Annotated in this window: 13 protein-coding genes; 3 read left to right on the top strand and 10 right to left on the bottom strand. The window is 61.7% G+C overall.

Going from position 1 to position 14,205, the window contains the following annotated elements; all coding sequences use genetic code 11:
* Positions 1–91: 91 nt before the first annotated feature.
* The 5 genes from pyk to gcl form a co-directional block, all read right to left on the bottom strand.
* Positions 92–1,507 carry a pyruvate kinase gene (gene pyk / locus CXQ82_RS09110; RefSeq protein WP_101268093.1) on the bottom strand — a complete coding sequence of 472 codons (1,416 nt, stop codon included), beginning with the start codon at positions 1,505–1,507 and terminating at the stop codon, positions 92–94.
* Positions 1,497–2,777: a glycerate kinase gene (locus tag CXQ82_RS09115; RefSeq protein WP_101268095.1), complete on the bottom strand. Its 1,281-nt coding sequence runs from the start codon at positions 2,775–2,777 to the stop codon at positions 1,497–1,499. The genes pyk and CXQ82_RS09115 overlap by 11 nt, the downstream gene beginning before the upstream one ends.
* A 189-nt stretch (positions 2,778–2,966) precedes the next feature.
* Positions 2,967–3,857, bottom strand: a complete 891-nt coding sequence (locus tag CXQ82_RS09120; protein WP_101268097.1) for a 2-hydroxy-3-oxopropionate reductase — start codon at positions 3,855–3,857, stop codon at positions 2,967–2,969.
* Positions 3,858–4,032: 175 nt separating this feature from the next.
* A complete protein-coding gene (gene hyi / locus CXQ82_RS09125) occupies positions 4,033–4,815 on the bottom strand; it encodes a hydroxypyruvate isomerase (protein ID WP_101268099.1) in 783 nt (260 codons plus the stop codon).
* A 10-nt stretch (positions 4,816–4,825) separates the two neighbouring features.
* Positions 4,826–6,601 (bottom strand): glyoxylate carboligase, encoded by a 1,776-nt coding sequence (gene gcl, locus CXQ82_RS09130; RefSeq protein WP_101268101.1) that lies wholly within the window; start codon positions 6,599–6,601, stop codon positions 4,826–4,828.
* A 256-nt stretch (positions 6,602–6,857) separates the two neighbouring features.
* Between gcl and CXQ82_RS09135 the strand changes: the two genes are divergently transcribed.
* Positions 6,858–7,298, top strand: coding sequence for a heme-binding protein (locus CXQ82_RS09135; RefSeq protein ID WP_101268103.1), 441 nt, complete (start codon positions 6,858–6,860; stop codon positions 7,296–7,298).
* A 119-nt stretch (positions 7,299–7,417) separates the two neighbouring features.
* Here the strand turns inward: CXQ82_RS09135 and CXQ82_RS09140 are convergent, their stop codons facing one another.
* Both CXQ82_RS09140 and CXQ82_RS09145 read right to left on the bottom strand, forming a co-directional pair.
* Positions 7,418–7,876: a transposase gene (locus tag CXQ82_RS09140; RefSeq protein WP_101268105.1), complete on the bottom strand. Its 459-nt coding sequence runs from the start codon at positions 7,874–7,876 to the stop codon at positions 7,418–7,420.
* 210 nt (positions 7,877–8,086) lie between these two features.
* Positions 8,087–8,692 carry a TetR/AcrR family transcriptional regulator gene (locus CXQ82_RS09145; protein WP_101273750.1) on the bottom strand — a complete coding sequence of 202 codons (606 nt, stop codon included), beginning with the start codon at positions 8,690–8,692 and terminating at the stop codon, positions 8,087–8,089.
* 134 nt (positions 8,693–8,826) lie between these two features.
* Between CXQ82_RS09145 and CXQ82_RS09150 the strand changes: the two genes are divergently transcribed.
* Positions 8,827–9,741 carry a DUF808 domain-containing protein gene (locus CXQ82_RS09150; protein WP_101268108.1) on the top strand — a complete coding sequence of 305 codons (915 nt, stop codon included), beginning with the start codon at positions 8,827–8,829 and terminating at the stop codon, positions 9,739–9,741.
* Positions 9,742–9,793: 52 nt separating this feature from the next.
* On the opposite strand, the gene CXQ82_RS09155 is transcribed toward CXQ82_RS09150, so the two are convergent.
* Entirely contained in the window at positions 9,794–10,582 is a 789-nt protein-coding gene (locus CXQ82_RS09155) for a VacJ family lipoprotein (protein ID WP_101268111.1), read from the bottom strand.
* A complete protein-coding gene (locus tag CXQ82_RS09160) occupies positions 10,575–11,873 on the bottom strand; it encodes a serine/threonine protein kinase (RefSeq protein ID WP_101268113.1) in 1,299 nt (432 codons plus the stop codon). The genes CXQ82_RS09155 and CXQ82_RS09160 overlap by 8 nt, the downstream gene beginning before the upstream one ends.
* A gap of 236 nt (positions 11,874–12,109) precedes the next feature.
* On the opposite strand from CXQ82_RS09160, the gene CXQ82_RS09165 reads away from it, so the two are divergent.
* Positions 12,110–12,478: a hypothetical protein gene (locus CXQ82_RS09165; protein WP_101268115.1), complete on the top strand. Its 369-nt coding sequence runs from the start codon at positions 12,110–12,112 to the stop codon at positions 12,476–12,478.
* Between the two features lie 35 nt (positions 12,479–12,513).
* On the opposite strand, the gene CXQ82_RS09170 is transcribed toward CXQ82_RS09165, so the two are convergent.
* On the bottom strand, positions 12,514–14,067 hold the full coding sequence (locus CXQ82_RS09170; RefSeq protein ID WP_101268117.1) for a glycosyl hydrolase family 17 protein: 1,554 nt from the start codon (positions 14,065–14,067) through the stop codon (positions 12,514–12,516).
* Positions 14,068–14,205: the final 138 nt, after the last annotated feature.

The raw sequence follows: 14,205 nt of genomic DNA on the forward strand, positions 1-14,205 counted from the left end.
CCCCTCCCACATTGGACGGAGGTGAACACGGTCAAGTGTGGGAGGGGCGGTGCGACGATTCGACTTGCCCCCGATGAAGCCCTTACAGCCGCTAAATCAACGTCTCGATACGCAGCGAATTGGTCGACCCCGGCTGCCCAAACGGCACCCCAGCCGTAATCACCAGCGTATCCCCACGCTGCGCCATGCCCTGGGCTTGGGCGATCTCCAGCGCGGTGGAGCACACTTCATCCACCTGGCGCAGCCGATCGTTGACCACCGAATGCACGCCCCACGCCACACTCAAGCGGCGCGCCGTGGACAGGTTCGGCGTGAGGTTGAGAATCGGCGCCACCGGCCGTTCCCGCGCCGCGCGCAGGCTGGAGCTGCCGGACTCGCTGTAGTTCACCAGCACCGCTACCGGCAGGATGCTGCTGATACGGCGGATCGCGCAGCTGATCGCGTCCGACACCGTGGCATCCGCCTTGGGCCGGCTCACATCCAGTTGGGCTTGATAATCCGGGCCGTTTTCCACCTGGCGGATGATCTTGCTCATCATCTGCACGGCTTCCAGCGGGTACTCGCCCGAGGCGGTTTCCGCCGACAGCATCACCGCGTCCGCACCTTCGGCCACGGCGTTGGCGACATCAGTGACTTCGGCGCGGGTCGGGGCCGGGGAGAAGCGCATCGATTCGAGCATCTGCGTGGCCACCACCACAGGTTTACCCAGTTGGCGGCAGGTGCTGATGATGTCTTTCTGGATTTGCGGCACGCTCTCGGCGGGCACTTCAACGCCCAGGTCGCCTCTGGCTACCATGATCGCGTCGCTCAGCTCGGCGATTTCCTGCAGGCGCTGCACGGCCGAGGGTTTTTCGATCTTGGCCATCAGGAAGGCCCTGTCGCCGATCAATTCGCGGGCTTCACGGATATCCTCCGGGCGCTGCACGAAGGACAACGCTACCCAGTCCACGCCCAGCTCCAGGCCGAAGCTCAGGTCACGCCGGTCCTTGGCGGTGAGTGGGCTGAGTTCCAACAATGCCTGTGGGACATTTACGCCTTTGCGGTCAGACAGCTCACCGCCGTTGAGCACGGTGGTGTCGATGGCGTCGGCATGCTTGGTGATCACCCGCAGGCGCAGCTTGCCGTCATCCAGCAGCAGGTCCATGCCCGGTTCCAGCGCCGCAATGATTTCTGGATGGGGCAGGTTGACCCGGCATTGGTCGCCCGGGGTCGGGTCCAGGTCCAGGCGCAAGGCCTGGCCACGCACCAGTTGCACCTTGCCCTCGGCAAACCGCCCCACCCGCAGCTTCGGCCCTTGCAGGTCCATGAGGATGCCCAGCGGGTAATTGAGCTGGCGCTCCACCTGGCGAATCCACTGGTAGCGCTGGGCGTGATCGGCGTGCTCGCCGTGGCTGAAATTGAGGCGGAAGATATTCACCCCGGCTTCCACCAGCTCGCGGATGTCATCGATACCGTCGGTGGCCGGGCCCAGGGTGGCGAGGATTTTGACCTTTTTGTCAGGCGTCATGTTTGGCGGTCTCAAGGATCAGAATGGCGCGGAAGTCGTTGACGTTGGTGCGGGTCGGCTCGGTGACGATCAGCCCGTCGAGGGCGGCGAAATAACCGTAGCCATTGTTGTTATCCAACTCATCGCTGGCACTCAGGCCGAGGGCTTCGGCGCGGGCATGACTGCTAGGCGTCATGATCGCGCCGGCGTTGTCTTCCGAGCCGTCGATGCCGTCGGTGTCGCCGGCCAGGGCGTAGACGCCGGGCAAGCCCTTGAGGCTGTCGGTCAGGCTCAGCAGGAATTCCGCATTGCGCCCGCCACGGCCATTGCCGCGTACGGTGACGGTGGTTTCACCGCCAGACAGAATCACGCACGGCGCCGCCAACGGCTGGCCGTGCTGCACGATTTGCCGCGCGATGCCGGCGTGCACCTTGGCCACGTCCCGCGCTTCGCCTTCGAGGTCGCCGAGGATCAGCGGGCTGAACCCGGCCTGGCGGACTTTTACCGCCACCGCTTCCAGCGACTGCTGCGGGCGGGCGATCAATTGAAAATGGCTGCGGGCGAGCACCGGGTCACCGGGCTTGACGGTTTCCGAGGCGGGGTTCTGCAACCAGCTGCGTACCGACGCCGGGGCGTCAATGTTGTAGCGTTTGAGGATCGCCAGGGCTTGCTGCGAAGTGCTTGGGTCGCCGACGTTCGGGCCGGAGGCGATCACCGTGGCCTGGTCGCCCGGCACGTCGGAAATCGCATAGGTGTACACCGTGGCCGGCCATGCGGCCTTGGCCAGCCGACCGCCCTTGATCGCCGAGAGGTGCTTGCGCACGCAGTTCATTTCGCCAATGGTGGCACCAGACTTGAGCAGGGCTTTATTGATGCTTTGTTTGTCGGCCAGGGTAATGCCCTCGGCGGGCAGGGCCAGCAAGGCCGAGCCGCCGCCCGAGAGCAGGAAGATTACGCGGTCGTCTTCGCCGAGGTTGCTGATCAGTTCCAGCACGCGCTTGGCCACGGCCAGGCCGGCGGCATCGGGGACCGGGTGGGCCGCCTCGACCACTTCGATTTTTTTGCAGGGCGCACCGTGGCCGTAGCGGGTGACCACCAGGCCGGTGACGTCACCCTGCCAGCAGTTTTCTACCACGAGGGCCATGGCCGCCGCCGCCTTGCCGGCGCCGATCACGATGACACGGCCGCTGCGGTCGGCGGGCAGAAAAGGTTCGAGGACTTGCCGGGGGTGGGCAGCGTCGATGGCTGTGGCAAACAGCTCGCGAAGCAGGTGTTGCGGATCGACCGACATAAGCGGGCTCCCGGGGATTTTTTGTTATTAGAGATGCATCAATTTCAGACTTGGAATGCGATCAAATGTGGGAGCGGGCTTGCTCGCGAATACGGTCTTTCATTCAACATCCATGCTGACTGACCTACCGCTTTCGCGAGCAAGCCCGCTCCCACATTCGACCGCATTTCAAAGGGGGAGCGGTGTGGGTTACTTATCGCGAATCGAAAAATTCGCCATATGTTCCAGGCCCTTGATCAGCGCCGAGTGGTCCCAGTTACCGCCGCCAATCGCCGTGCACGTGCTGAACACCTGCTGGGTGCCGGCGGTGTTCGGCAGGTTGATGCCCAGTTCCTTGGCACCGGCCAGGGCCAGGTTCAGATCTTTCTGGTGCAGGTTGATGCGGAAGCCCGGATCGAAGGTGCCCTTGATCATGCGTTCGCCGTGCACTTCCAGGATCTTCGACGAAGCAAAGCCACCCATCAGTGCTTCACGCACCTTGGCCGGGTCGGCGCCGTTCTTGGCGGCGAACAGCAGCGCTTCGGCCACGGCCTGGATATTCAGCGCAACGATGATCTGGTTAGCCACCTTGGCAGTCTGGCCATCGCCATTGCCGCCGACCAGGGTGATGTTCTTGCCCATGCTCTGGAACAGCGGCAGGGCGCGTTCGAAGGTGTGCGGTTCGCCGCCGACCATGATGCTCAGCGTGCCGGCCTTGGCGCCGACCTCACCACCCGACACAGGCGCATCGAGGTACTGCGCGCCGGTTTCGTTGATCTTGGCGGCAAAGGCCTTGGTGGCGGTGGGGGAAATCGAACTCATGTCGATCACCACCTTGTTCGGCGACAGCCCAGCGGCCACGCCATCGGCGCGGAACAGCACGTCATCGACCTGCGGAGTATCGGGCACCATCACGATGATGAACTCGGCTTCCTGGGCGACTTGCTGCGGGTTGGCCAGGCCGATGGCGCCGGCCGCGATCAGCTCGGCCGGGGCCTTGCCGTGGTGTTCGGACAGGAACAATTGGTGTCCGGCTTTCTGCAGGTTGGCGGCCATGGGTTGGCCCATGATGCCGGTGCCGATGAATCCGATTTTAGCCATGAAGAAAATCCTCTTTTATCAGGTGTGGGTACTGAGCCCGCTCTACCAAACACCGACGATCCAATGTGGGAGCGGGCTTGCTCGCGAAGGGGGCCTGACATTCAACATTGATGTCGACTGATACACCGCATTCGCGAGCAAGCCCGCTCCCACATTGGGTCCAGTGTTTGTTCAGTCAGATCGCGTTATGGGCCTTCAGCCAGCTAAGACCCGCTTCGGTGGTGGTCAACGGCTTGTATTCACAGCCGACCCAACCCGTGTAGCCGATGCGGTCCAGGTGTTGGAACAGGAAGCGGTAGTTGATCTCGCCGGTGCCCGGCTCGTTGCGCCCTGGGTTGTCCGCCAGCTGGATGTGGTTGATCTCATCCAGGTGCGCGGCCATGGTGCGGGCCAGGTCGCCTTCCATGATTTGCATGTGGTAGATGTCGTATTGCAGGAACAGGTTGGCGCTGCCCACCTGCTCGCGAATCGACAGGGCTTGCGCGGTGTTGTTCAGGTAGAAGCCAGGGATTTCGCGGGTGTTGATCGCTTCCATCACCAGCTTGATGCCCACCGCTTGCAGCTTGTCGGCGGCGTACTTGAGGTTGGCGACAAAGGTTTTTTCCAGGGTTTCGTCATCCACACCGGCCGGACGAATCCCGGCCAGGCAGTTGATCTGCGTATTGCCCAATACCTGGGCGTAGGCGATGGCCAGGTTGACCCCGGCACGGAACTCTTCGACCCGGTCCGGATGGCATGCCAGGCCGCGTTCGCCTTTGGCCCAGTCGCCCGCCGGCAGGTTGAACAGCACCTGGGTCAGGCCATGGGCGTCGAGTTGCGCCTTGATCTCGGCGGAGCTGAATTCATACGGGAACAGGTACTCCACCCCTTCGAAACCGGCGTCGGCGGCGGCTTTGAAGCGGGCGAGAAAGTCCTGCTCGGTAAACAGCATGGACAGGTTGGCGGCAAAGCGCGGCATAGGGTTCTCCTTAATCGAGCAGGGAAATGGCAGTCGGCGCATCGTTGCCGACCAGTGCCAGATCTTCGAATTCGTTGACGGCGTTGATCTCGGTGCCCATGGAAATATTGGTCACGCGCTCCAGAATAATCTCAACGATCACTGGGACCTTGAACTCTTCGATCATTGCCTCGGCGCGACGCAAGGCCGGGGCAATTTGGCTCGGCTCGAACACCCGCAGTGCCTTGCAACCCAGGCCTTCGGCGACGGCCACGTGGTCCACGCCATAGCCGTTCAGCTCCGGAGCGTTGAGGTTGTCGAAAGACAGCTGCACGCAGTAGTCCATTTCAAACCCGCGCTGAGCCTGGCGGATCAGCCCCAGGTAGGAATTGTTCACCACCACGTGGATGTACGGCAGCTTGAACTGCGCGCCCACCGCCAGCTCTTCGATCATGAACTGGAAGTCATAGTCGCCCGACAGTGCGACCACCTTGCGGCTTGGGTCGGCCTTGACCACGCCGAGGGCGGCAGGAATGGTCCAACCCAATGGGCCGGCCTGGCCACAGTTGATCCAGTGGCGAGGCTTATACACATGCAGGAATTGCGCGCCGGCAATCTGTGACAGGCCGATGGTGCTGACGTAGCAAGTGTCTTTGCCGAACACCTGGTTCATCTCTTCGTAAACGCGCTGCGGCTTGACCGGTACGTTGTCGAAGTGGGTCTTGCGGTGCAGGGTGGCCTTGCGCTGCTGGCAGTCGTTGAGCCAGGCGCTGCGGTCCTTGAGTTTGCCGGCGGCTTTCCACTCGCGGGCGACTTCAATGAACAGGGTCAGTGCGGAACCGGCGTCGGACACGATGCCCAGGTCCGGGGTAAATACGCGGCCAATCTGCGTCGGCTCGATGTCGACGTGGATGAACTTGCGCCCTTCGGTGTAGACCTCAACCGAACCGGTGTGGCGGTTGGCCCAGCGGTTGCCGATGCCGAGCACCACGTCTGACTTGAGCAGCGTCGCATTGCCATAACGGTGGGACGTCTGCAGGCCGACCATGCCGACCATCTGCGGGTGATCGTCGGGGATAGTGCCCCAGCCCATCAGGGTCGGGATCACCGGTATGCCGGTCAGCTCGGCGAATTCCACCAGCAACTCGCTGGCATCGGCGTTGATCACGCCGCCACCGCTGACCAGCAATGGGCGTTCGGCCGCATCCAGCAGGGCCAGGGCTTTTTCCACCTGGATGCGCGTGGCCAGAGGCTTGGCCAGGGGCAGCGGCTGGTAGGCGTCGATATCGAATTCGATCTCGGCCATCTGCACGTCGAACGGCAGGTCGATCAGCACCGGGCCGGGGCGACCGGAGCGCATTTCATAAAAGGCTTTCTGGAACGCGTAGGGCACCTGGCCGGGTTCGAGCACGGTGGTCGCCCACTTGGTCACCGGCTTGACGATGCTGGTGATGTCCACGGCCTGGAAGTCTTCCTTGTGCATCCGTGCACGCGGAGCCTGGCCAGTGATGCACAGAATTGGGATCGAGTCGGCCGAGGCGCTGTACAGCCCGGTGACCATATCGGTGCCCGCAGGGCCCGAGGTGCCGATGCACACGCCGATATTGCCGGCCTTGGTGCGGGTGTAGCCCTCGGCCATGTGCGAGGCGCCTTCAACGTGGCGAGCAAGGACGTGATCGATGCCACCCACTTTCTGCAAGGCCGAGTACAGCGGGTTGATCGCGGCGCCTGGGATACCGAAGGCGGTGTCCACGCCTTCGCGGCGCATCACCAGGACGGCGGCTTCGATTGCTCTCATTTTGCTCATGATTTTGGTGCCTCTTGCGTTTTGTAATTGTATACAAGTGGTGTCTGGTCAAAGTGTATTCACGGCGAGCTGCGCAGGTCAATCCATTTTATTCGCTGACCTTTGCGTTCGTCGGAAGGCAGTTTTTCGACGTATGGAAGGTTTGTGCGAAAATATTGTATACAAAATCAAATGTCATTGTGTTCTATTTGTTTGATCGAGCATCTGATCAAACAGACCTACAACGTATTCCCAATAACAAAAGAAGGACGGCACCATGAGCGCTCTAACCTTGAAACTCGCCACCCAACTGGCCAGCCAGGCCCTCACCGCAGGCCGCACGATTTCAGCCGCGCCGTTGACCATTGCGGTGCTCGACAGCGGCGGCCACTTGATCACCCTGCAACGCGAAGACGGCGCCAGCCTGCTACGCCCGCAAATCGCCATCGGCAAGGCCTGGGGCGCAATTGCGCTGGGCAAGGGCTCACGCTTGCTCGCACTGGACGCGCAACAGCGCCCGGCGTTTATCGCGGCGTTGAACAGCCTGGGGCAGGGCAGCGTCGTGCCGGCACCGGGTGGGGTGTTGATTCGGGATCAGCAAGGCGCGGTGCTGGGGGCGATCGGCATCAGTGGGGATACGTCCGACATTGACGAGCAGTGCGCGATTACGGCGATCGAGGGGGTGGGGTTGATGGCGGATGCGGGGGTGTCGGCTTGATTCTGGGGTGACGGGTCCGGCCCCTTCGCGAGCAAGCCCGCTCCCACATTTTGAATTGCGAACGCGGTCAAAATTGTGGGAGCGGGCTTGCTCGCGAAGGGGGCGTCTCGGTCTCCAGCCTACAACCAAACTGCATCCCACAGCGGATAGTCGCCAATCCGCTCCACCAGCCCCGCCCGCAGAGGATTGGCCACCACATACCGGGCCATTTTTACCAAGTCATCTTCCTTGCGCAGTGCTCGGTCATGAAAGCTGGTTTGCCAAAGTCTTCCTCTACGTCCAGTAACGCCGTTCACGCTTCGAGTGCTTTTGGATTTCACCTGGCACATCAAATCTCCCAGCGAGCCTTTTTGCAGTTCGATCAGCCAGTGGAGGTGGTCGGGCATGATCACCCAGGCCAGGGAATTGGCCAGACCTTGATACTGAGCGAGCCTGAATTGCCAAACCACCAAGCGACCCAGATGAAAGTCACTGAATATCGGCACACGTTCGTGAGTATTGGTGGTGATCAGATAGATGCGGTTCGGTTCACTGAACCGCCCGATGCGCAGGCGGTGTGAGGTGGCGAGATCAGGCATTCCTTGGCCTCTCTGCAGATGGGGTTCTGAGAGGCTAGATCTTGGTGGTTGACGCTGATTGGCAGGCTTTTGGCAGGATGTGTCTGGGAGGGCGCTTTCGCGAGCAAGCCCGCTCCCACAGTGGCTTTGCGGTGTTCATACATTGTGTGTCTGGCACCGATCAAATGTAGGAGGGGGCTTGCCCCCGATTGGCCCAGGCGACTCGGTATATCAGTCCGGCTCACAGCCCTTGAGCACCAACCGAATAATCGTCTGCGCCGCCGCCTCATAATCCGCTTCATCGAGCTTGGCCTTGCCGGTCACTGCCGAGATCTGCCAGTCAAAATCGGCGTAGGTCTGGGTCGCTGCCCAGATACTGAACATCAGGTGATTGGGGTCTATGGCGGCGATCAGGCCGCGATCCACCCAGCTCTGGATACACTCGATATTGTGCTTGGCCTGGGCGTTGAGTTGCTCGACTTGCTCGGCGCTGAGGTGCGGCGCGCCGTGCATGATTTCGCTGGCAAATACCTTGGAGGCAAACGGCAGGTCGCGGGAGATGCGGATTTTCGAACGGATGTAGTTGCTCAGCACCACCGCAGGCTCGCCCTCGGGGTTGAACGGCGTGGACGCAGCCAGGATCGGCTCGATGATGCTTTCGAGCACCTCGCGGTAGAGGTTGTCCTTGGACTTGAAGTAATAGTAGACGTTGGGCTTGGGCAGCCCGGCCTTGGCGGCGATGTCGCTGGTTTTGGTCGCGGCGAAGCCCTTGTCGGCAAACTCCTCGCTGGCCGCCCGCAGGATCTTTTCTTTGTTGCGCTCGCGAATGGTGCTCATAAACCAGAAGATTCCTTGCCAGGACAGGCGGTTGCGCATGGTAGCACCGGCCATCCGCGCGCCTCAACAATGTGCCCACAAAGCGTTGCGCCGCGCTATGCTCGGCCCTTCTTTCCCTTACGGATGCCCGATTCATGGCAGGAAGCAGCTTGTTGGTGTTGATCGACGATATCGCCGCAGTACTCGATGACGTCGCCCTGATGACAAAAGTGGCGGCGAAGAAGACCGCCGGTGTGTTGGGCGATGACCTGGCGCTCAATGCCCAGCAAGTCTCCGGCGTGCGTGCCGAACGCGAAATTCCCGTGGTTTGGGCGGTGGCGAAGGGGTCGTTCGTCAACAAGTTGATCCTGGTGCCGACCGCCTTGCTGATCAGCGCATTCGCGCCGTGGGCGGTGACGCCGTTGCTGATGCTCGGCGGTGCCTACCTGTGTTTCGAGGGGTTCGAGAAGCTCGCGCATAAATTCCTGCACAGCAAGGCTGAAGACCAGGCCGAACACACACAACTGGTCGAAGCGGTGGCCGATCCGGCAACCGATCTGGTGGCCTTCGAAAAGGACAAGATCAAAGGCGCGATCCGCACCGACTTCATCCTCTCGGCCGAAATCATCGCCATCACCCTCGGCACCGTGGCCGATGCGCCACTGATGCAGCAGGTGATCGTGCTGTCCGGTATCGCCATTGTCATGACCGTGGGCGTCTACGGGCTGGTGGCCGGTATCGTCAAGCTGGATGACCTGGGCCTGTGGCTCACCCAGAAGCCTGGCCAGGCGGCGCGCAGTATCGGCGGCGCCATCCTGCGCGCGGCACCGTACATGATGAAGAGCCTGTCGGTGATCGGTACGGCGGCGATGTTCCTGGTGGGCGGTGGGATTCTCACTCACGGGGTGCCGGTGGTGCATCACTGGATCGAGACCGTCAGCCAGGGCGCAGGCGGGGTCGCGTGGTTGGTGCCGTCGCTGCTGAATGCGGTGGCGGGGATTATCGCGGGTGCGGTCGTACTGGCGGTGGTCAGTGTGGTCGGCAAGACCTGGAAAGCGCTCAGGGCATAAATTGCGCGCACAAAAAAAGGCCATTCAATCGAATGGCCTTTTTTCTGGGCGTTTACTCGGCGATCTGCAACTTGCGCGATTCCGTGTAGATATAGCGCACCTTCTCATACTCGAACGGCGAGTTCATCTGGCCGTAGCGGAAGCTGGTCTGGTAGCGCTTGTCGACGGCGCGCAGGGCCCAGATTTCCGGGTGGTTGGAGCTGACCTCAGCCACGTTGAGGAAGTTGATCTGGTTCTCTGCGGTGTAGTCCACCAGCAGGCCGGTGGTGTCGCGCAGGTTCGACGGGCCGAAGATCGGCAGCACCAGGTACGCGCCGCCAGGTACGCCGTAGAAGCCCAGGGTCTGGCCGAAGTCTTCGCTTTGACGCGGCAGGCCCATGGCGGTTGCCGGGTCCCACAGGCCGGCGATGCCGATGGTGGTGTTGAGCAACAGGCGCCCGGTGGTTTCCAGGGAACGGTGGCCCTTGAGTTGCAGCAGGCTGTTCAACAGGTTGGGCACGTCGCCCAGGTTGTTGAAGAAGTTGCTCACGCCGGTGCGCAGGAAACGTGGGGTGACGTATGTGTAGCCGTCGACCACGGGCAGGTACACCCATTGGTCAAAGCGGTAGTTGAAGTGGTACACGCGACGGTTCCACGATTCCAGTGGGTCGTACACGTTGAGTGCGGTCAACGACGAACGCTCGAACTCACGCTGGTCCAGGCCCGGGTTGAACTTGAGCTTGGTCAGCGGTTCCTTGAAACCGTCGGAACCCACCACGGTAGGTGCGTGGGCCTTGCTGTTGTCGGCATTGGCCACGCCTGCGCACATCAAGGCGGCAAGCAGCAGAAGATATTTAGCCACGGAAGAACTCCAGCATGGCGTCGGCGTTGACGCGGTAATTGAGGTTGCCGCAATGGCCGCCCAGCGGGTAGACGGTCAAGCGATCGCCGAAGGTTTTACGCAGGAAACCGAGGTCGCCAGGGCCCAGGATCACGTCGTCGGCGTTGTGCATGACGGCGATCTTGGGGTTGGTGTGCAGGTAGTCCTGGAGGGCGTAAAGGCTGACCTGATCGACCAGTTGCAGCAGGCTGCCGCCGTCGGAGCGCGCACGCCACATCGGGATCACCTGCTCGGTGAGGTAGCAATCGAAGTCGCATTGCAGCGCACGCTTGAGGAATGGCGTGAGGCTGGTGCTTTCGGTGATCGGGTATTTCGGCGGGATGATCAGGCCACGGCGGTTGATCAGGTCCGAGGTAAAGGCGATGTCGGCAGCCGAGAAACGGAACGAGGTGCCGATCAGCATGGCCATCTGTTCGTTGGTCAGGTGCTGCTTGGACTGCTGGAAGTCGTAGAGCAGGGCGTCGTTGAGGTCGATATAGCCCTTTTGCTGGAAGTAACGGGTCAGCTTGTTCAACACCAGTTCATAGAAGGTGGTGGTGTTGTTGATGCCCTTGACCTCGGTCTGTACCAGCTTGTCGAGGTTGGTGATCGAGGTGTAGAGGTTGACCGGCGGGTTGAGCAGCAACACTTTCTTGAAGTTGAAGCTGCGGCGGGTCTCATCCAGCTTGCTGACAAAGGCCGCATCCAGGGCGCCGAGGCTGTAGCCGGTGAGGTAGAAGTCGGTCACCGGCAGCGAAGCGTTCTGCGCGCGCACGGCTTGCATTACGCGGTACATGTCTTCGGCGTCTTCCTGGCTGATACCCGGCGTGGCGAAGCGCGAGGCAGAGGCGATGAAGTCGAAGCTGGTCGGCGAAGACAGCTGCACCACGTGGTAGCCAGCCTGGTAATAGAGTTTCTTCAGGTATTCGTTGATGCTGCTGTCAAACCGCGCGCCGGTGCCGGCGATCAGGAAGATCAGCGGCGCGGCGCGGTCCTGCTTGGCGATGCGGTAGGTGAGTTTCTTCACCGCCCAGAAGTTGTCCGGCAGGCTGAACTCGCGCTCGGGGCGCATGTTCAGGGTGTAGTCGGACTGGTTGATTTCAGCATCCGTCGGCAGTTTAGGCCGCAGGTCAGGTGGCGTGGTGGCAATGGTCGCTTCGAACGGGTTCGTCAAAGGGTAGCCATAGGTGGCTTGGTCGATATCGACGGCCAGTGCTGACGCACTCAAAAAAAGGCTGCCCAGCAAGGCAGCACAGCGCAAGGAACGGAGCATGACTTAATCCCTAAGAGGAAACGTGCTGAATGAAGTTCGCAGGCTATGACCACCGCGTTGCCACCGAAGTGCCAGCCTTCGGCACGAAAATTCGGAAAATAACGTCGGAATCGGGGTAATAGTAGCCAGACGATACACTTTGCCACGCTTTGGTGAACACTAATTGTGTATATGCACCTTGCTAACGGCCGCCGGGGCATTAAGCTGAGCGCCGTTTTTGCCTATCGGAGTGCCCCATGTCCCGTCGCTTGCCATTGATTTTGCTGCTTATTGCCCTGCCGTTATGGCTGGTTGCCAGTTATGGCGCGCGTTACGGTTTTATGGAGGATGGCCGCTGGGTCGGCCTGTGTGCCGATGAGGCCAGCCGCTGGGAATGCCAGGTGCGTTCGAACCTGGGGTTGATGATCCACTTTAAAGTGTTGGGTTGGGCGGCGCTGGTGACGGCGGTGCTGGCATTTTTTGTACCCGGCCGCGCGGGCTGGGGCTTGGCAGTGCTGGGGATGGTGTTCGGGTTGCCGGCGTTGGCGTTGTACAACACCACGTTTGCGGTGTTTGCGGTGGTGATTGCGGGGTTGCGGTTGGTCAGGAAGCCCCGGGTTGCCTGATAGGGCCAATCGGGAGCAAGCCCCCGATGGCGGTGTTAGGCCTTGCGCACCCGCAAGCAACGCCACAAGGCTGCAACCATCAACAGACTTACTACCGCCCAGCCCCAAGCCTGCTGGTTCAATAACCCCTCACGGTACAACTGCGGCGCAATCCCGGCACCGATAATGAAAGCCAGCAACGCAATCTCCCGACGCGGCCCGGTCACCGGGCGCACCAGGTAAACCAACGCCGGCAGCACCAGCGCTGCACTCGGAAAACTGCGATAGCGCGGGTCAAACACCAACGCCAGCATCATTACGGCCCCCGCAAACCCGGCGATTGCCACCAGCCAGCCTGCACGTTGCTCCAGCCAATTGAAGGCGCGCTCGCGCCAGCCATCTCGGGCGCTCAGGGCCAGGGCTGCGTGAGCCAGCACCAGCAGGTTCAGCACCACCAGTAGCGCGGCCCATACCCATTCGTCATTGAAGCGTGCGGTCACGCGGGTCAGCTCCGCCCAGGTACCGATGGAGCCGGCGGCGACGGCGCCAAGCAATGGCAACGCAATTGCGCCACGAGTGCTGCGAACACGGCCGCCAATCACCAGCGTACCCAGCAGGATGAGCCCGCCCACGCCCAGCCACAGCGGCCAGTACGGCACGTTGGTCACCGGGCCGGCGAGGATGCCCTTGTCCTGGCGATCCGCATCGAACAGGCCCCAGTACCCGCCGACCGCACCTTCGCTGGCGCGTTTCCACGGCTGGTCAAAGGCTTCGATCAGGTTGTAGTGCCAGCCATTGGCCTCGGCCATGGCCACGAAGCCGCGCATGAACTTGGCCTCGTTGACCCGGCTCGGCACCGCGGTTTCGCGCTGGCGGCCTTCGCTGGGCCAGCCGGTTTCGCCGATCAGCACGTCTTTGGGGGCGAATTTGTGGCCGAAGGTCTGGCGCACATCGCCCACGTGCTTGAGGGCCTGGTCGATGCCCGACGGGTCATCCTCCCAATAGGGCAGCAGGTGGATGGTCAGGAAATCCACCGCCGGCGCGATTTCCGGATGTTGCAGCCAGAACTCCCAGACGTCGGCGTACGTGACCGGCTGCTCTATCTGGCTCTTGACCTTGTGGATCAGTTTTACCAGTTGCGCGGCGGTGACTTCCTTGCGCAGCAGGGCTTCGTTGCCGACGATCACCGAGGTCACCACATCGGGGTTGGCGTTGGCCGCCGCGATCAATTCGTCGATTTCTTTTTCGGTGGCCACCGGGTCACTGCTCACCCAGGCGCCGGCCATCAGCTTTAAGCCATGCTTGCGGGCGATGCCCGGCAAGGCCTCCAGCCCGGTCATCGAGTATGTGCGGATACATTCAAAACGCGTGGCCAGCAGCGCCAGGTCGGCGTCCATGCGCTCGGGGCGCAGCGTGAACGGCTGGTCGAAGGGCGATTGGTCTTTATCGAACGGGGTGTAGGAGGCGCATTGCAGCTTGTGGCTGGCGCTGGCGACGTCCGGCAGCACCACCGGTCGGCCGAGGCCGTACCAGTAGCCGGTGAGGGCCAGCAGGCCAAGAATCACGGCGAAAAAATAGGGCAGGGCAGGGAAGCGGGCATTCGCGGGCATGGTCGGATTATCTGGGGGAGCAAAGGCGCGCATCTTACCCGGATTTGTCCCGTCCCAGTGGGGCTGCATAATTTTGACATGCAAAGTTCGGGCGGGATCGTGCGGCCAAGTCCTACAAAACGACCTACTGGCGATGTG

Origin of the sequence: Pseudomonas sp. S09G 359, from assembly GCF_002843605.1 — a bacterium.
Lineage (GTDB): Bacteria > Pseudomonadota > Gammaproteobacteria > Pseudomonadales > Pseudomonadaceae > Aquipseudomonas.

Excerpts from the sequence above, each read along its gene's own strand:
- pyk (WP_101268093.1), bottom strand. The coding sequence starts at position 1,507 with ATGACGCCTGACAAAAAGGTCAAAATCCTCGCCACCCTGGGCCCGGCC.
- CXQ82_RS09115 (WP_101268095.1), bottom strand. The coding sequence starts at position 2,777 with ATGTCGGTCGATCCGCAACACCTGCTTCGCGAGCTGTTTGCCACAGCC.
- CXQ82_RS09120 (WP_101268097.1), bottom strand. The coding sequence starts at position 3,857 with ATGGCTAAAATCGGATTCATCGGCACCGGCATCATGGGCCAACCCATG.
- hyi (WP_101268099.1), bottom strand. The coding sequence starts at position 4,815 with ATGCCGCGCTTTGCCGCCAACCTGTCCATGCTGTTTACCGAGCAGGAC.
- gcl (WP_101268101.1), bottom strand. The coding sequence starts at position 6,601 with ATGAGCAAAATGAGAGCAATCGAAGCCGCCGTCCTGGTGATGCGCCGC.
- CXQ82_RS09135 (WP_101268103.1), top strand. The coding sequence starts at position 6,858 with ATGAGCGCTCTAACCTTGAAACTCGCCACCCAACTGGCCAGCCAGGCC.
- CXQ82_RS09140 (WP_101268105.1), bottom strand. The coding sequence starts at position 7,876 with ATGCCTGATCTCGCCACCTCACACCGCCTGCGCATCGGGCGGTTCAGT.
- CXQ82_RS09145 (WP_101273750.1), bottom strand. The coding sequence starts at position 8,692 with ATGAGCACCATTCGCGAGCGCAACAAAGAAAAGATCCTGCGGGCGGCC.
- CXQ82_RS09150 (WP_101268108.1), top strand. The coding sequence starts at position 8,827 with ATGGCAGGAAGCAGCTTGTTGGTGTTGATCGACGATATCGCCGCAGTA.
- CXQ82_RS09160 (WP_101268113.1), bottom strand. The coding sequence starts at position 11,873 with ATGCTCCGTTCCTTGCGCTGTGCTGCCTTGCTGGGCAGCCTTTTTTTG.
- CXQ82_RS09165 (WP_101268115.1), top strand. The coding sequence starts at position 12,110 with ATGTCCCGTCGCTTGCCATTGATTTTGCTGCTTATTGCCCTGCCGTTA.
- CXQ82_RS09170 (WP_101268117.1), bottom strand. The coding sequence starts at position 14,067 with ATGCCCGCGAATGCCCGCTTCCCTGCCCTGCCCTATTTTTTCGCCGTG.